Source organism: Pseudomonas sp. Sample_14 (assembly GCF_004307515.1).
GTDB lineage: Bacteria > Pseudomonadota > Gammaproteobacteria > Pseudomonadales > Pseudomonadaceae > Aquipseudomonas > Aquipseudomonas atacamensis.
Window position 1 is genome coordinate 127,586 of the sequence record NZ_RCOC01000043.1, and the last position, 16,897, is coordinate 144,482.

The window sequence follows — 16,897 nt, forward strand, 5'->3', positions numbered from 1 at the left end:
TGCTGGTTAGATAGCTTTTCGCGAGCAGGCTCGCTCCCACACGATCCAGATTCACTGAAGATCAAATGTGGGAGCGAGCCTGCTCGCGAATGGCCACACCGCGATTCAAACCCTTCAACCTCTGGAAACCGGCAACGGCGCAAACAACGCCTCGATATCACTCTGTTCCAGTTTGAATCCGCCCGTCGTGCCACCCTCAAGCACCGCCCCGGCCAGCGCCGCTTTCTCCTGCTGCAACGCCTGGATCTTCTCTTCGACGGTGCCTTTGGCAATCAACTTGTAGACGAACACCGGATTGTTCTGCCCGATCCGGTACGCCCGATCAGTCGCCTGATTCTCCACCGCCGGGTTCCACCACGGGTCGAAGTGAATCACCGTGTCCGCCGCCGTCAGGTTCAGACCGGTACCGCCGGCCTTGAGGCTGATCAGGAACAACGGCACCTTGCCGCTCTGAAAATCCTTCACCGGCGTGCGCCGATCGGTGGTGTCGCCGGTCAGCAACGAGTAGGCAAGACCGCGTTGCTGCAACTCCTCCTCGATCAGCGCCAGCATCGAGGTGAACTGCGAGAACAGCAGAATGCGCCGACCTTCGCCGAGCAGTTCTTCGAGCATCTCCATCAGGCTGATCAGCTTGCCGCTGACTGCGCGCCACGCCACTGCGGGCGATTTCGTCGCGGACCTTTTTGTCCATCGCCACACGCACCGTCTCATAGACGTCGCGCTGACCATCGCTGAGTTCGACCCAGTGGATGATCTCGGTTTTCGGCGGCAACTCGGTGGCGACCTGATCCTTCTTGCGCCGCAGCAAAAACGGCTTGATGCGCGCGGTCAGGTGCTGCATGCGCTGCACATTGCCGTGCTTTTCGATCGGCGTGCGGTAATCGCGGTTGAAGGATTTGCTGTCGCCGAGCCAGCCGGGCATGAGGAAATGGAACTGCGACCACAGCTCACCGAGGTGGTTTTCCAGCGGCGTACCGCTCAGACACAAGCGCTGACGGGCCTGCAAGTCACGGGCGGCCTGGGCGGCTTTGCTCAGCGGGTTCTTGATGTTCTGCGCCTCGTCGAGAATCAGCACGCTCCACGACTGCGGCTGCAAGATTTCCAGATCCCTGGGCAGCAATGCGTAAGTGGTCAGCACCAAGTCGTATTCGCCCAGATTGGCAAAGTCCTTTTGCCGCCCGGTGCCGTGCAGCGCCAGGACTTTCAACTGCGGCGTGAAGCGCTCGGCTTCGTCGAGCCAGTTGGGAATCAGGCTGGTCGGCATCACCGCCAGTGCCGGACAGTCCAGACGCCCGGCGTGTTTCTCCGTGAGCAGATGCGCAAGGGTCTGCAAAGTTTTGCCCAAGCCCATGTCATCGCCCAGAATGCCGCCGACCTCCAGCTCGCGCAGGGTCTGCATCCAGTTCAGGCCTTCGAGCTGATACGGACGCAGCTGCGCGTTGAGGCCGTCCGGCGCAGCAACCTGGGCGTGACTGGAATTCTGCAGACGCTTGGCAAAAGTGCGCAGACGTTCTCCGCCCTGCCAATCCAGCGGCACGCCATCGAGCATACTCAGGCGCGCGGCGTCCGGAGCGGTCAAGCGCAGCGCATCACCCTGATGGCCGCCCAGGTACAGCTCGCCCAGCGTCGCCATCAGCGGTTTGACCCGACTCAGCGGCAACGCGACTTTGGCGCCCGCCGGCTCGCCAAAACCGCTGGGCTTGAGCTCGATCAGGAGTTTTTCATCATCGCTGCGCTGCGCCAGATTGACCGGGTCGAGCAAGCGCGGCTGGGTTCGCAACAGGTGCAGAAGGATCGGCAGCAAGCTGTAACGTTCGCCGTTGACGACGATACCCAACTGCAGATCAAACCACTGATGCGTGGCCTCTTCTTCGACCTCGGCGTACCACTGTTCAACCGGTTGTACATCGAAATGGAAACCGGGACTGATCTCGATTTTCCAATCTGCGGCGCGCAGTGTGGCCAGCCCTTCGTGCATGAACCCGAGCCAGGCGGAATCATCCGGCAAGGTAAACATCTCGCCGGGACGATCCATGGCGCTCTTGCGCGTGGCTTTCTTGAAGCCATGTTTTTGCAGGTTCTGGCGCAGCTTCTTTTCCAGCGCCGGTTGACGCTGAATGCGCTGGGTTTCGCTGCCGTTGAGGATCATCACCTCCGGGTTGCGATCCACCGCCGGATGACCGTTGTAGGTAAACAGCAGAGCGGCGCGGTGCTCCAGCACATATTCCCAGCGCGAGCGTTCTCGGCCGCTGACCAGGGTCAGTTGCGGCTGCGGCAGCACGTCATCGATGATCCGTTCGGTGAGTTTGTGCGGTGGCGCAATTTGGGTCGCCGCGCTCATGCGATGGCTGAACTGCATGGCCTGACGCGCCGGAATATCTGGCGCCTGGGTCAAATGACAGGCGAGTTTTTCTTCCAGCTCAGTGAACAGCGGGCCAACCTGGCGCTGCTCGCGATCAAGATAATAAAGCGGCTCCAGCGCCAGCACGGTTTCCTGCGCGGCTTCGGCACTGCTCCATTGCGCGCGGAATCCGCCATCGGCCTGCTCAGCCCAAGAGAACTGACCCACGCGTTTCGCCCCCGGTGTCAGCGCTCGCAGGTCTTCGAAGTCGAGGAACAGCCGCGAGGTGCGCAGGAGCATTTCCAGCAGTTCGGCGCCACTGCTGCCTTCCAGCGGATAGCCGCTGTAATAGGCGTGATGGGAATGCATGGCGACCAACAGCCGGGCGATGCGCAGATCCAGCTCGGACAGGTAGCCGGGCTGGCGCATGAGCATTTCCGCGAGCGAGTACATCGGTTTGACCTCGCGTAACTCGCCGCTCTTGAGCTGGTAGACCTTGAAAATATCCAGCAGCCACTTGCCGTTCGCAGACGTCGGTTTGAGCTTGTAAAACAGACGCGCACCTGCGGTTTGCGCACTTTCTTCAGCGGGCTTGGCCGGCACGGGAATTGTCGAAAGCCAATGCTCCAGCGCTCGTCCCAACGGGATCTGTGCATCATTGTCAGACGCATCCTCACCCGTGCCCAGCAGGTGATAGATCACCGCCGCGCTGTGCTTGCAGTCCAGTGCAACCGGACAGCTGCACAGGCATCGCAGGCTAACCGATCCCAACCGATCTTCTGACAGGTAAATGGTTTGCTCATACGCCTGAAGTTGCGATCCGACGCAGAACGCCTCTATCTTCCTGTCATCGATCTCGAGGATCTCGACCCGGTCATCGGCGGCATAAGCCCGGGCCTTGGCCAACGCCTTGCTACTGAATGCGTGGGTCCATGTCAGCCCTTTAAGCCGCTCGATGAAAATGCTCATGGACAGTCCTTAGCTGGCCAGCACCCGGGCCAACGTTGATTTCACCTTGCCCATGCCGTCGTGCAGGGCCTGCTCGATTTCAGCCATGGTGATGACTTCGGTGGTTTTGCCGGCTGCCGGATTCACCACCAGCGCCAGACAGGCGTAATCCAGATCCAGCTCACGCGCCAGCGCTGCTTCCGGCATGCCGGTCATGCCGACGATGTCGCAGCCGTCACGTTCCAGTCGCACGATCTCGGCGACCGTTTCCAGACGCGGACCCTGAGTGCAGGCGTACACGCCTTGATCGCTGTATTCGCAGCCTTCGGCGGCGACTGCTGCAATCAATTGCTGACGCAACGGCTCGCTGTAGGGAAAGCTGAAATCGATGTGGGTGACGTGTTCCAGATCATCGGCGAAATAGGTGTGCTCGCGCCCACTGGTGTAGTCGACGATCTGGTGCGGCACGCAGAAATGCCCGGTGCCCATGGCCGGATGAATCCCGCCCACCGCATTGACGGCGATGATCGCTTCGGCACCGGCCTGCTTCAACGCCCAGAGGTTGGCGCGGTAGTTGACCTTGTGCGGCGGGAAACGATGCGGGTGACCGTGACGGGCGAGGAACAGCACTTCCTTGCCGGCGTATTCACCAATCTGCACCTCGGCCGAAGGCGCGCCGTACGGGGTGTCGACTGCCAGCGACTGGCGAATGATCAGGCCTTCGAGCTGAGTCAGGCCAGTGCCACCGATGATTGCGTAAACGGTCATAACGAAAAAATCCTTACTCGATCAGTTGAGCGTCTTTGAGCGCGCCGAGGGCGGTGAGCCAACGCGGGTCCTGACGATAATCGGTGCTGGCGAAGGCCTGCCCGCGCATCTTCGCGATGCGTGCCGAAGGCTTGACCTTCATACGCTGCGCCGCGCTGAGCGCCAGCTCGGCTGCCGCACGGTCGTTGCATACCAGACCCATGTCGCAACCGGCACTCAGCGCGGCTTCGATGCGGCTGGCAGCGTCGCCGACCACGTGGGCGCCGGCCATCGACAGATCATCGCTGAAGATCACGCCATCGAACTGCAATTCGCCGCGCAGGATCTCCTGCAGCCAGCGTCGGGAGAAACCGGCGGGCTGCAAGTCGACTTGCGGATAAATGACGTGGGCCGGCATGACGGCGGCCAACTGCTTGCTCAAACGGGCGAAGGGCACCAGATCATTGGCGCGGATTTCGTCGAGACTGCGCTCGTCGTTTGGAATCGCCACGTGGGAGTCTGCTTCGGCCCAGCCGTGGCCCGGGAAATGTTTGCCAGTGGCGGCCATGCCGGCGCTGTTCATGCCGCGAATGAATGCACCAGCGAGCAAGGCTGCGCGCTCGGGATCGCCTTCGAAGGAACGGGTACCGACCACAGCGCTGCGCTGATAGTCCAGGTCCAATACAGGGGCGAAACTCAGATCGAGCCCGACCGCCAGCACTTCGGTGGCCATAATCCAGCCGCATTGCTCGGCGAGATACTCTGCATTCGGGTTATCGGCGATGGCGCGCATCGCTGGCAGACGGACGAAACCCTGACGCAGACGCTGCACGCGCCCGCCCTCTTGATCCACCGCCAGCAGCAGATCCGGGCGAATCGCGCGGATCGCGGCGCTCAGTTCGCGTACCTGGCGTGGATGCTCGATGTTGCGGGCGAAAATGATCAGGCCGCCCACTTCGGGCTGACGCAACAATTGGCGATCTTCGGCCGTCAGCCAGGTACCGGCGACGTCCACCATCAACGAGCCTTGCAGGCCAGCAGTCATAGAGATTCCTTGAAAACGAAAAACCCGATCTGCGCGCAATCGCTACCGTGGGCAATGCCCGGACGGTCAGCAGAATTCATGCAGATCGGGTTCAGTACGAGAGTCGGCATGGCCGGCTAGCTTAGCGGATACCAGCTGCCGCGCCCACCCGTGCGCGGTCAAACCTTGGCGGCGACCGGCATGGATTTGCTGCGCGGACGCAATTGCGCGCTGGCCATGGCTGTATCGGTGACGCCGGTTTCGGCGCGCATGCCGGCAGCGAGGAACGGCACCATCAGGCGCATCACTTGTTCGATGGAGGTATTGACGCCGAAATCGGTCTCGGCAATCGCGCGCAAGGCCTTGATCCCGGACATGCTGAACGCAGCGGCGCCAAGCATGAAGTGCACGCGCCAGAACAGTTCGATCGGCGGAATGCGTGGCGCCGCTTCATTGACCAGCAGCATGTAGCGGCGAAACACCTTGCCGTACATGTCTTCCAGATAACGCCGCAAGTGGCCCTGGCTCTGGCTGAACGCGAGGCCGAGCAAACGCATGAAGATCGACAGATCGTTACCGCTGCGGGGCTGCACGACGAGCGCCTGCTCGACGAGAATTTCCAGCAACTCTTCGAGGGTCGGCTTGTTCTCAGGCTTGGCCTGACGGCGCTCCAGCTCTTTATCGAGGCTCACGCAGAACGGACCGAGGAAGCGCGAGAACACAGCTTGAATCAACGCCTTTTTCGAGCCGAAGTGATAATTCACCGCAGCCAGATTGACGCCAGCCTTGCTGGTGATCAAACGCAATGAAGTTTCAGCGAATCCTTTCTCCGCGAACAACTGCTCGGCAGCATCAAGAATGCGTTCAACGGTTTCCGACTGGGCCATGGCTACTCCGCCTGACAAACACTTGTTTGAAACATACGTTTCAGCCTGTGCCTTGTCAAGCCTGCCGGTTCGTTTTGGGAATGGTCGGTCAGCTATTTAACCACACAAGGCGCCAGCATTAATAAGCGCCCTTCGCGACCGCTCGGCGGGCGGCAAAAAAACGCCCATTGCCAAGACTGCTTCACTGTATATAATCCCAGTCACTGTATAAAAAGACAGAGCGATCAATATGCTAAAGCTGACGCCACGCCAAGCCGAGATTCTGGCCTTCATCAAACGTTGCCTCGAAGACAACGGCTATCCGCCCACCCGTGCGGAAATCGCTCAGGAACTGGGTTTCAAATCGCCCAACGCGGCGGAAGAACATCTCAAGGCCCTCGCCCGCAAAGGCGCGATCGAGATGACCCCAGGTGCTTCCCGCGGCATCCGTATTCCCGGCTTCGAAGCCAAGGCCGACGATTCCACCCTGCCGATCATTGGCCGAGTGGCTGCCGGCGCGCCGATCCTCGCCCAGCAGCACATCGAAGAATCCTGCAAAATCAACCCGACCTTCTTCCATCCTCGCGCCGACTACCTATTGCGTGTGCACGGCATGAGCATGAAGGATATCGGCATCTTCGACGGCGACCTGCTGGCAGTACATACCACCCGCGAAGCGCGTAACGGCCAGGTTGTGGTTGCGCGTATCGGCGACGAAGTGACGGTCAAACGCTTCAAGCGTGAAGGCAGCAAGGTCTGGCTGATCGCTGAAAACCCCGAGTTCGCCCCTATCGAAGTCGACCTGAAAGATCAGGAACTGGTGATCGAAGGCTTGAGTGTCGGCGTCATTCGCCGCTAAAGGAGGCTCCATGCAGTTCCCACACACACCTCAGCAAACACAACTGCCTTTGTTTGAAGCGTTTCTGGCGCAGCCGCTAGCGCCGATCCTCAAAGACGTGGTCGAGCGTGACTGGAACGCCAAACCTGACGCCTTCAGTGAGCTATCACTGCGCGGTGCGGCCGGGAACTGCCTGAACCTGCTCGCCCCGATCCTGCGTGAGCTCAGCGAGGATCAGGATGCTCGCTGGCTGACGCTGATCGCCCCACCCGCCAGTCTGACGCAAACCTGGCTGCGCGATGCCGGCCTGAATCGCGAACGCATTCTTCTGCTGCAACCGCGCGGCACTCAAAGTGCTCAGCAACTGGCGTGCGAAGCGTTGCGACTGGGTCGCAGCCACACCGTGGTGACATGGCTAAACCCGTTGAATGCCAATTCGCGGCAACAACTGATCAGCGCCGCGCGTACGGGCGAAGCGCAGAGCCTGAACATTCGTTTGGGTTGATTGATGGTAATGCGCGCTGTGTGAAGCGCAGGGCTTCTCCAGGGACAGAGAAGCCGATCTGAAGCGCAAGCGACCGAGAAAAGGCCAAAGCGTGAATCAATGAAGAACCCGCGGCCCCTCTTCCTTATCAAACTCGCCTTCAACCATACGACCCGCCATCTGCACGCCAACGCTCAACATCGCTTTGGCGATTTCAACGTGCTGGCCCTGCAGGAACGCTTTGGCATCCTCGGAGAAATCCAGCGTCACCAGAGAACCTTCGTCCTCAGCCCTGCGCAGTTCGATTCGGCCGTCTGGTAACTCGACAATTTCTAGAAAGGACGTTGGCATATAGGTCTGTTCTCCACGAAAGGCAGCGATTATATAGACATCATTCGAGCTTCGCTCAGGATCTTGACCAGCAGCATGTTTCAGATTGCCACTGCGCCAAACTACCTCAGCACTCGTTCAAGCCTTCCCGGAAACGCAGGGCCAGGCCCTTGAGGTTCTGCCGCCAGCTCTCCAGCTCATCTCGACTGAGCTCTTGTGGCGACTCTTCTTCATCAAGATTAATCGCTTGGATCAGCGGCTGCGTCACGTCGCCTTTCGGCTTGCGTGGCGCCCTCGGTGGCTGAAACAGTGCTGCGTGCGCCGCCAGCAGTTTCGCCAGCCAGGTTTCCGGATTACCGGCCAGCTCGACCATTTCCGCCAGCTCCGGGATCGCTATCGATTCCAGCACTTCGCGCCTCAGCAACTCCTCCGCCCTCGGCGAATTGGCCTGCGGCAGACGATAAAAGCCAGCGATCTCATGACACAAGCCCAGCAGCGCGCCGTATAGGTGGAACAACGCCGACTCACGCCCGGCCTGGATCAGCGCCAGAGAATTCATCGCCCGCCCTTCTTCAGCACGAGCCAGAGCTTCGAGTGACAGCCCAGCGAAATAGATCTTCTGGTTGGTGCGGGTATAGAGTTCGTGGGCCATGACGGCAGCCTCCACAACGAAATAATTGCTTCACACAGGCCCGGCAGTGTCATGGATCAACCAATGCCAGCGCAAGCACAAAACAAAAAGGCCGCATGAAACCCCCAAGGTTTCATGCGGCCTTTTCGCTGTTCAGACTAGCGCTTACTCAGCCTTGGCCTTTGCGCTGCGCTTGTCTTCAACAGTCCACTTGCCACCGTCGTAATACGCCTTCCAGCCTGTCGGTTTGCCATCGACTTCTGTCTGTACGTATTGCTCCTTGGTCTTGCGGCTGTAGCGGATGACCGCTGGCAGACCGTCAGGATCCTTTTGCGGAGCCTCGCACAGGAAGTGGTACTTCGGATCGATCTCGTCCTTGTGCGGCAGAATCTCGATCACCAACGGAGCGCGGGTCTCGCGGTTTTTCGGGAACTGACTGGCGGCCAGGAACAGACCGGACGCACCATCGCGCAGGATGTAGGTGTCGTTGACCTTTTCGCATTTCAGCTCAGGCATCTTCACCGGATCCATCTTCGGCGGCGCTGCATCACCGCTTTTCAGCAGTTTGCGGGTGTTCTTGCACTCCGGGTTGGTGCAACCGAAGAACTTGCCGAAACGGCCCGTCTTGAGCTGCATCTCACTGCCGCACTTATCGCATTCCAGACTCGGACCTTCATAGCCCTTGATGCGATAGCTGCCTTCTTCAATTTCGTAACCGGCGCAATCCGGGTTGTTGCCGCAGATGTGCAGCTTGCGCTTTTCGTCCAGCAGGTAGGCGTCCATCGCCGTGCTGCAGATCGGGCAGCGATGCTTGCCGCGCAGTACCAGCGATTCCGATTCGCCCTCGTCGTCCGCTGCGATTTCATCGCCCGGCACCAGGTTGACAGTGGCCTTGCAGCGCTCCTTCGGCGGCAGGCTGTAGCCCGAGCAGCCGAGGAACACGCCAGTCGATGCGGTACGAATCTGCATCGGACGACCGCAGGTGGTGCACGGAATGTCAGTCATGACCGGCTGGTTGGCGCGCATGCCGCTGTCCGGGTTTTCCGCAACTTCGAGTTTCTTCTTGAAGTCGCCGTAGAACTCGTCGAGCACGTTTTTCCAGTCGCGTTCGCCCTGCGCCACGTCATCGAGGTTCTCTTCCATGCCCGCGGTGAAGCCGTAGTCCATGAGATTGGAGAAGCTCTCGGACAGACGTTCGGTGACGATGTCGCCCATCTTTTCCGAGTAGAAACGACGGTTGTGCAGGGTCACATAACCGCGATCCTGAATGGTCGAAATGATCGCAGCGTAGGTCGAAGGACGACCGATGCCGCGCTTTTCCATTTCCTTGACCAGACTGGCCTCGGAGTAACGCGCCGGTGGCTTGGTGAAATGCTGCGACGGATCGAGCTTGATCAGCTTCATCACATCGCCCTGGGCCATGTCCGGCAGCACGTCATCATCGCCAGGCTTGGCAATCTGCGGCATCACCCGGGTGTAACCGTCGAACTTGAGGATACGGCCCTTGGCGCGCAGTTCGAAGTCGCCAGCGCCGACGCTGACGGTGGTCGACAGGTACTGCGCCGGCAGCATCTGGCAGGCGAGGAACTGGCGCCAGATCAGCTCGTACAGACGCTCGGCATCACGCTCCATACCCGCCAGCTTGCTCGGCGTGGTGTTAGCGTCGGACGGACGAATCGCTTCGTGAGCCTCTTGCGCGCCTTCCTTGCTGCTGTAGACGTTCGGCGTTTCCGGCAGGTACTTCTTGCCGAATTCGTCCTCGATGTAAGTGCGCGCCATCGCCACGGCGTCGGCCGAGAGATTGGTCGAGTCGGTACGCATGTAAGTGATGTAGCCGGCTTCGTAAAGACGCTGGGCCATCATCATGGTTTTCTTCACGCCGAAACCAAGGCGGTTGCTCGCAGCCTGCTGCAAGGTCGACGTGATGAACGGCGCCGACGGCTTGCTGCTGGTCGGTTTGTCTTCGCGCTTGACGATGCTGTAGCTGGAGGACTTGAGCTTTTCCAACGCAGCCATGGCCTGGGCTTCGTTCAGCGGCTTGAAGGCTTCGCCTTTTTCGCGAGCCACTTCGAAACGCACGGTCGAGCCTTTGGCAGTGCCGAGATCGGCATGCACTTCCCAGTATTCTTCGGGATTGAACGCACGGATTTCGCGCTCACGCTCGACCACCAGTTTCACGGCAACCGATTGCACGCGACCGGCGGACAGACCACGGGCGATCTTGGCCCACAGCAGCGGCGAGACCATGTAGCCGACGACGCGGTCGAGGAAACGACGCGCCTGCTGAGCGTTGACACGATCAATGTCCAGCTCGCCCGGCTCGGAGAAGGCTTCCTGAATCGCCTTCTTGGTGATCTCGTTGAACACCACGCGCTTGTAACGGCTGTCATCACCACCGATGGCTTCGCGCAGGTGCCAGGCAATGGCTTCCCCCTCGCGATCCAAGTCGGTTGCGAGATAGATGGTGTCAGCATCCTTGGCGAGCCGGCGCAGCTCTTCGATGACCTTTTCTTTGCCCGGGAGGATCTCGTACTGGGCTTTCCAGCCGTGTTCGGGATCGACGCCCATGCGCGAGACCAGCTGCTTGCGCGCTTTCTCTTTCGGCGAGAGCACCGGACCTTCGCCCGCAGCAGCCTTGCCGCGCTTGGCGGCTGGCTCTTTGCTGGCGCTAGCCGAACCGCTGGTGGGCAGGTCTCGGATATGGCCGATACTCGACTTCACCACGTATTGGTTACCCAGATACTTGTTGATGGTCTTGGCCTTAGCCGGGGATTCCACAATGACCAGCGATTTGCCCATGGATCAGAAAATTCCTGAATTCTAGAAGTGAAAGGCGGTTGGCGCCTGACGCGGCACCGCTATATATAGTTGATACAAGGTGAGGTCAAGCGCAGGGTTGTCTGCGCAGTCGCCTCAAACCTTGTCAAAAAGGCTCGGTTCGGCTTGCACCAAAGCAAAGCGCGGCACCTGCTCGCCGTCAACCTCGACCGACTCGACGAACATGCTCAACGGGCGCACCCAAAAGCCGTAATCGCCATACAGGGCTTGGTAAAAGACCACTTCTTCTTCGGTTTCGGAATGGCGCGCAATACTGAATACACGGTATTGCGGACCCTTGTAATGTTGGTAGAGCCCAGGTTGTATCGGCATGCTTCGGCCCTCACTGAAATCTTTTCAAAAATAAATAAAAAACCCAAAAACAAAAACCGGGGCACTGGGCCCCGGCTTCCATCGACGAGACGCTTAAACGCGTTCGAAGACGGTGGAGATGCCTTGGCCGAGACCAATGCACATAGTGGCAACCCCGAAGGTGCCGCTATTCTGCTTCATCACGTTCAACAGGGTGCCGGAAATACGTGCACCGGAGCAACCGAACGGGTGACCCAGGGCGATCGCGCCGCCGTGCAGGTTAACCTTCTCGTTCATCTTGTCGAGCACTTTCAGATCTTTCAGCACTGGCAAGGCCTGTGCGGCGAAAGCTTCGTTGAGCTCGAAGAAGTCGATATCATTGATGCCAAGGCCCGCACGCTTCAGGGCTTTTTGTGTCGCAGGCACTGGACCATATCCCATGATTGCCGGATCCACACCTGCCACTGCCATCGAACGGATCACCGCCATAGGCTGGATACCCAGGTCCTGGGCACGCTGCGCCGACATCACGATCATGCACGAAGCACCGTCAGTGATCTGCGACGAAGTACCGGCAGTCACGGTGCCGCCCTTCGGATTAAATGCCGGCTTGAGCGCCGCCAGACTTTCCAGGGTGGTTTCCGGACGAATGGTTTCGTCGTAGTCGTACAGTTTCAGGAAACCGTTTTCGTCGTAACCCTGCATCGGGATGATTTCGTCTTTGAACTTGCCTTCCACGGTCGCCTTGTGGGCCAACTGGTGGGAACGCACGCCAAAGGCATCCTGCTGCTCACGAGTGATGCCGTGCATCTTGCCAAGCATTTCAGCGGTCAGGCCCATCATGCCCGAGGCTTTCGCCGCGTACAGCGACATGTGCGGGTTCGGATCGACACCGTGCATCATGCTCACGTGCCCCATGTGCTCGACGCCGCCGACCACGAACACGTCACCGTTGCCGGTCATGATCGCTTGCGCAGCGGTGTGCAGCGCGCTCATCGACGAACCGCACAGGCGACTGACGGTCTGGCCAGCAGAAGTGTGCGGAATCTGGGTCATCAGCGACGCCATGCGCGCAATGTTCCAGCCCTGTTCCAGGGTCTGGTTGACGCAGCCCCAGATCACGTCCTCGACTTCCGCCGGGTCGACCTTGCTGTTGCGTTCCAGCAGTTTGCTGATCAGGTGCGCCGACATATCTTCGGCGCGGGTGTTGCGGTGCATGCCGCCCTTGGAGCGGCCCATCGGAGTACGACCGAAGTCGACAATCACGACGTCTCTAGGATTCAAGCTCATAAGTTCACTCTCACTCTAGTTGGGGGCGCTTAACCGAAGAAGCTCTGGCCGTTCTTGGCCATTTCGCGCAGCTTCGCGGTCGGGTGGTACAGCGCGCCCAAATCAGCGTACTGGTCAGCCAGGGCAACGAACTCGGCGACACCGATCGAATCGATGTAGCGCAGCGCACCGCCACGGAATGGAGGGAAACCGATACCGTAGACCAGACCCATGTCGGCTTCGGCGGCGGTTTCAACGATGCCGTCTTCCAGGCAGCGCACGGTTTCCAGGCACAGCGGGATCATCATCCAGTTGATGATGTCTTCGTCAGTGACTTCGCGCTGCTCGTAAACGATCGGCTTGAGCACTTCGAGTACCGACGGATCGGCGACTTTCTTCTGCTTGCCTTTCTTGTCGGCCTCGTAGGCGTAGAAGCCCTTGCCGTTCTTCTGGCCCAGGCGTTTGGCTTCGTACAGCACGTCGATGGCCGAACGACGGTCATCCTTCATGCGATCCGGGAAACCTTCGGCCATCACGTCACGACCGTGGTGACCGGTATCGATGCCGACCACGTCCATCAGGTACGCAGGCCCCATCGGCCAGCCGAATTTTTCCATGACTTTGTCGATGCGGACGAAGTCGACACCGGCGCTGACCAGCTTGGCGAAACCGCCGAAGTACGGGAACAGCACGCGGTTGACCAAAAAGCCCGGGCAGTCGTTGACGACGATCGGGTTCTTGCCCATTTTCTTCGCGTAGGCAACTGTGGTGGCGATCGCCAGTTCGCTGGACTTCTCGCCACGGATCACTTCCACCAGCGGCATCATGTGCACCGGGTTGAAGAAGTGCATGCCGACAAAGTTTTCCGGACGCTTGAGCGCCTTGGCAAGCAGGCTGATGGAAATGGTCGAGGTGTTGGACGCGAGGATAGTGTCCTCTTTGACCTTGTCTTCGACTTCAGCCAGCACCGCTTGCTTGACCTTCGGGTTCTCGACCACAGCTTCGACGACCAGATCGACGTGACCGAAGTCGCCGTACGACAGGGTCGGACGAATGCCGTTGAGCACTTCAGCCATCTTCGCAGCGGTCATGCGACCCTTGTCAACGCGGCCGACCAGCAGCTTGGCGGCTTCGGCCAGACCCTGCTCGATACCGTGCTCGTTGATGTCCTTCATCAGAATCGGCGTGCCTTTGGAGGCCGACTGATAGGCGATACCGCCACCCATGATGCCGGCGCCCAGTACGGCAGCCTGCTTCACGTCTTTGGCGATTTCGTCGTAGGCCTTGGCCTTTTTCTTCAGTTCCTGATCGTTCAGGAACAGGCCGATCAGGCTCTGCGCAGCAGAGGTCTTGGCCAGTTTGACGAAGCCTGCGGCTTCCACTTCCAGCGCTTTGTCGCGACCGAAGTTCGCGGCTTTCTGGATGGTCTTGATCGCCTCAACCGGCGCCGGGTAGTTCGGGCCGGCCTGGCCAGCCACGAAACCTTTGGCGGTTTCGAAAGCCATCATTTGCTCAATGGCGTTCAACTTGAGTTTTTCAAGTTTCGGTTGACGCTTGGCCTTGTAATCGAACTCGCCGGAGATGGCGCGCTTGATCAGCTCGAGGGCAGCTTCCTGCAATTTTTCAGGGGCGACTACGGCGTCGACGGCGCTGACTTTCAGCGCGTCTTCCGGGCGGTTTTCCTTGCCGGCGGCAATCCACTCGATGGCGTTGTCGACACCGATCAGGCGTGGCAGACGCACGGTACCGCCGAAGCCCGGGTAGATGCCCAGTTTGACTTCCGGCAGACCAATCTTGGCCTTGGTGGACATGACGCGATAGTCAGCCGCCAGGCACATTTCCAGACCGCCACCGAGGGCGATGCCGTTGATGGCCGCGACGGTTGGCACGTTGAGGTCTTCGAAATCGCTGAAGATCTTGTTGGCTTCGAGATTGCCAGCAACCAGCTCGGCATCCGGCAGCTTGAAGTTGTCGACAAATTCGGTGATGTCGGCGCCGACGATGAACACGTCCTTGCCGCTGCTGACGATCACGCCCTTGATCGAAGCATCTGCCTTGATGGTGTCTACGGCCTGACGCAGTTCGTTCAGGGTTAGACGGTTGAACTTGTTGACGGACTCACCCTTGAGGTCGAATTTCAATTCGACGATGCCACTTTCAAGAGCTTTAACCGTGATGGCTTTACCTTCGTAAATCATCAACTGATCTCCACGATATGGAAGCTGAACAGTACACGTCGGACGCAGGCTTATAGCTCAGTAGGACGCTTTGCTCGTCGATACTGACACCGTCCGCCTGGCACACCCGCCAACGCGATAGTCGGGATTCTGTAGGAGCAGTCTGTAAGACAAACGCTCAATTCATACGCCCGTTTGATTCGGGTACGTCACCTTCACGGAATTTCTGACAATTGTCAATCGCCCTAAATTCGGGCTGAAATGCGACTTTGCAGTCATTTCTGCACCATGATGAGCAGCAACACCCGTCTCGATGTTGAGCCATTCATAGAATCAATAGTTAGAAAAGTCGCCCTAATTTCCGCCGAGCCCTGTTCAGAAGGCTACGCTGGGGGGACTGCGAGGAAATTTGCCGGGGCGATCGAAGCGCCTGCCGCAAAAAAAGATTACCGGCCTGCCTGGCCAACCCGCCCGACGAATCATGTCGGGCTTTTTATTACTCGTCTGCCAGACCTTCCACACCGTTGCAGTGAGAAAAGTCGCCGTTTCACGCCAGCGCTTTCAGCGTCGTGTCGATATCCTGCAGAACCGTCGCCTCGCCCTTCTCGCCCCAGTACAAGGCGATCATCTGCTTGTCCGCTTCGATCTTGAAAACATTCCCCGGCAATTTTTCGAAATAATCGAGCAGGGTCCGGTCATCGCAGACTTCTTGCCATTGATTGACCCACACGCCCGGGGTTTTCTGCCAATAGGTCCAGCACGCCGGTTGACTGCCACGTCGGGGTCGGTGGTACTGGGCGCAGGGATTCGGCGGCTCCGGCAGCAGCCAGTGCGGCCACTCCTGCGGCGCCAGCTGCATCGCCAGGCCGATGCGTCGCGCCTCCATGCGCAAGGCCATGCGCCCGCTCTGCGTGCGCGATGGGCGCAACCATGCCAGTGGACTTAAAACTACCAGCAGGATTGACACCACCAGCCAGACCGTCATATCTGTACTCCCGATTTTTGATGAGCCCATTGTGTCACTTGCGAACCAATGCGCTTGAAACCAGCCATACTTACCAATATCGAACCCTCAGGAGGAGCACCTCATGCCCTACCACCACATACTGGTCGCCGTAGATCTGACCGAAGAGTGCGACCCTGTGATCCACCGCGCCCGCGAGCTGTCGGTGAGCAACGCTGCCAAGTTGTCGCTGGTGCATATCGTTGAACCAATGGCCATGGCCTTCGGTGGCGACGTGCCGATGGACCTGTCACAACTGCAACAACAGCAGTTCGATCAGGCCAAGGAGCGTCTTGAAAAACTCAAATCGAAATATCCAGAGCTTGAAGGCGCCAATTGCCATCTGACCTACGGCCAGCCCCGCCAGGAAATCCATCATTTTGCCAAGGAACAAGCGTGCGATCTGATCGTGGTCGGCAGTCACGGCCGTCATGGCCTGGCACTGCTGCTCGGCTCGACCGCGAATGATGTGCTGCACGGTGCGCCATGCGATGTACTGGCGGTGCACCTGGTCAAACGTTGATCTGGCTCGCTCCCACAGGTGACCTGTTCCAGCCTGTAGATCGCATTACATACGAAAAGCCCGGCGCTCATCACTGAGCGCCGGGCTTTTTCACATCTGCAGCAATCAGGCATCCAGCTCGGCCCAACGCTCCACCAACGCATCCAGCTCGGCCTGCAATTGCTCCAGCGAAGCAATCACTTTGGCCGTTTCCGCCGGCGGACGCTGGTAGAAACCGGCTTCAGCCATTTCCGCTTCAACCGCGGCGATCTGCTGCTCCTTGGCGTCGATGTCGCCCGGCAAGGCTTCCAGCTCGCGCTGCAGCTTGTAGCTCAGTTTCTTCTTGGCAACCGGAGCAGCAGCGGCAGGCGCAGCCACCGGTGCCGGCTCAGCGGTAACCACCGCCGAGTTCAGGTCAGCCTTGCCCGACTTGCTTTCAGTCACGCCCAACAGACGCGGCGAGCCGCCCTGACGGATCCAGTCCTGATAGCCGCCGACATATTCACGAACCTTGCCTTCACCTTCGAAGACCAGGGTGCTGGTCACCACGTTATCGAGGAATGCCCGGTCGTGGCTGACCATCAGCACGGTGCCGTTGAAGGTCAGCA

13 protein-coding genes and 2 pseudogenes are annotated in these 16,897 nt (G+C 59.3%); 3 read left to right on the forward strand and 12 right to left on the reverse strand.

The genetic code is table 11. From position 1 onward, the window contains the following. Positions 1-114 precede the first annotated feature (114 nt). The 4 genes and pseudogenes from D8U61_RS10175 to D8U61_RS10190 all read right to left on the reverse strand — a co-directional run bounded on the left by D8U61_RS10175 (position 115) and on the right by D8U61_RS10190 (position 5,947). Positions 115-3,310 (reverse strand): annotated as a pseudogene (locus D8U61_RS10175) (DEAD/DEAH box helicase). Positions 3,311-3,319: 9 nt separating this feature from the next. Beyond that, complete coding sequence (locus tag D8U61_RS10180; RefSeq protein ID WP_056791517.1) at positions 3,320-4,057, reverse strand: S-methyl-5'-thioinosine phosphorylase; 738 nt, start codon at positions 4,055-4,057, stop codon at positions 3,320-3,322. A 13-nt stretch (positions 4,058-4,070) separates the two neighbouring features. Continuing rightward, on the reverse strand, positions 4,071-5,069 hold the full coding sequence (gene nagZ, locus D8U61_RS10185) for a beta-N-acetylhexosaminidase (RefSeq protein ID WP_177433323.1): 999 nt from the start codon (positions 5,067-5,069) through the stop codon (positions 4,071-4,073). Positions 5,070-5,239: 170 nt separating this feature from the next. Then, on the reverse strand, positions 5,240-5,947 hold the full coding sequence (locus D8U61_RS10190) for a TetR/AcrR family transcriptional regulator (RefSeq protein WP_016775489.1): 708 nt from the start codon (positions 5,945-5,947) through the stop codon (positions 5,240-5,242). Between the two features lie 229 nt (positions 5,948-6,176). On the opposite strand from D8U61_RS10190, the gene lexA reads away from it, so the two are divergent. Then, on the forward strand, positions 6,177-6,785 hold the full coding sequence (gene lexA, locus D8U61_RS10195) for a transcriptional repressor LexA (protein WP_130926863.1): 609 nt from the start codon (positions 6,177-6,179) through the stop codon (positions 6,783-6,785). A gap of 10 nt (positions 6,786-6,795) precedes the next feature. Then, entirely contained in the window at positions 6,796-7,269 is a 474-nt protein-coding gene (sulA, locus tag D8U61_RS10200; protein ID WP_024013637.1) for an SOS-induced cell division inhibitor SulA, read from the forward strand. Positions 7,270-7,365: 96 nt separating this feature from the next. Here sulA and D8U61_RS10205 read toward each other — a convergent pair whose 3' ends face one another. The 7 genes from D8U61_RS10205 to D8U61_RS10235 all read right to left on the reverse strand — a co-directional run bounded on the left by D8U61_RS10205 (position 7,366) and on the right by D8U61_RS10235 (position 15,769). After that, positions 7,366-7,599: a hypothetical protein gene (locus D8U61_RS10205; protein WP_003226592.1), complete on the reverse strand. Its 234-nt coding sequence runs from the start codon at positions 7,597-7,599 to the stop codon at positions 7,366-7,368. Between the two features lie 106 nt (positions 7,600-7,705). Continuing rightward, on the reverse strand, positions 7,706-8,230 hold the full coding sequence (locus tag D8U61_RS10210; RefSeq protein WP_125927773.1) for a DUF6586 family protein: 525 nt from the start codon (positions 8,228-8,230) through the stop codon (positions 7,706-7,708). A 144-nt stretch (positions 8,231-8,374) separates the two neighbouring features. Then, positions 8,375-11,008 carry a type I DNA topoisomerase gene (gene topA / locus D8U61_RS10215; protein ID WP_016775493.1) on the reverse strand — a complete coding sequence of 878 codons (2,634 nt, stop codon included), beginning with the start codon at positions 11,006-11,008 and terminating at the stop codon, positions 8,375-8,377. A gap of 114 nt (positions 11,009-11,122) precedes the next feature. Then, the gene (locus tag D8U61_RS10220) at positions 11,123-11,359 is read right to left on the reverse strand and encodes a DUF1653 domain-containing protein (RefSeq protein WP_125927776.1); all 237 of its coding nucleotides are present in this window, start codon (positions 11,357-11,359) and stop codon (positions 11,123-11,125) included. Positions 11,360-11,452: 93 nt separating this feature from the next. Continuing rightward, entirely contained in the window at positions 11,453-12,628 is a 1,176-nt protein-coding gene (gene fadA, locus D8U61_RS10225; RefSeq protein ID WP_016775495.1) for an acetyl-CoA C-acyltransferase FadA, read from the reverse strand. Positions 12,629-12,657: 29 nt separating this feature from the next. After that, a complete protein-coding gene (gene fadB, locus D8U61_RS10230; protein WP_024013640.1) occupies positions 12,658-14,805 on the reverse strand; it encodes a fatty acid oxidation complex subunit alpha FadB in 2,148 nt (715 codons plus the stop codon). Between the two features lie 526 nt (positions 14,806-15,331). After that, complete coding sequence (locus tag D8U61_RS10235; protein ID WP_122699491.1) at positions 15,332-15,769, reverse strand: hypothetical protein; 438 nt, start codon at positions 15,767-15,769, stop codon at positions 15,332-15,334. A gap of 103 nt (positions 15,770-15,872) precedes the next feature. Here D8U61_RS10235 and D8U61_RS10240 point away from each other — a divergent pair, with 103 nt between their 5' ends. Continuing rightward, positions 15,873-16,310: a universal stress protein gene (locus tag D8U61_RS10240; RefSeq protein ID WP_016775498.1), complete on the forward strand. Its 438-nt coding sequence runs from the start codon at positions 15,873-15,875 to the stop codon at positions 16,308-16,310. Positions 16,311-16,415: 105 nt separating this feature from the next. Here the strand turns inward: D8U61_RS10240 and D8U61_RS10245 are convergent. After that, positions 16,416-16,897: pseudogene (locus D8U61_RS10245) on the reverse strand (ABC transporter ATP-binding protein); the annotation flags it as partial.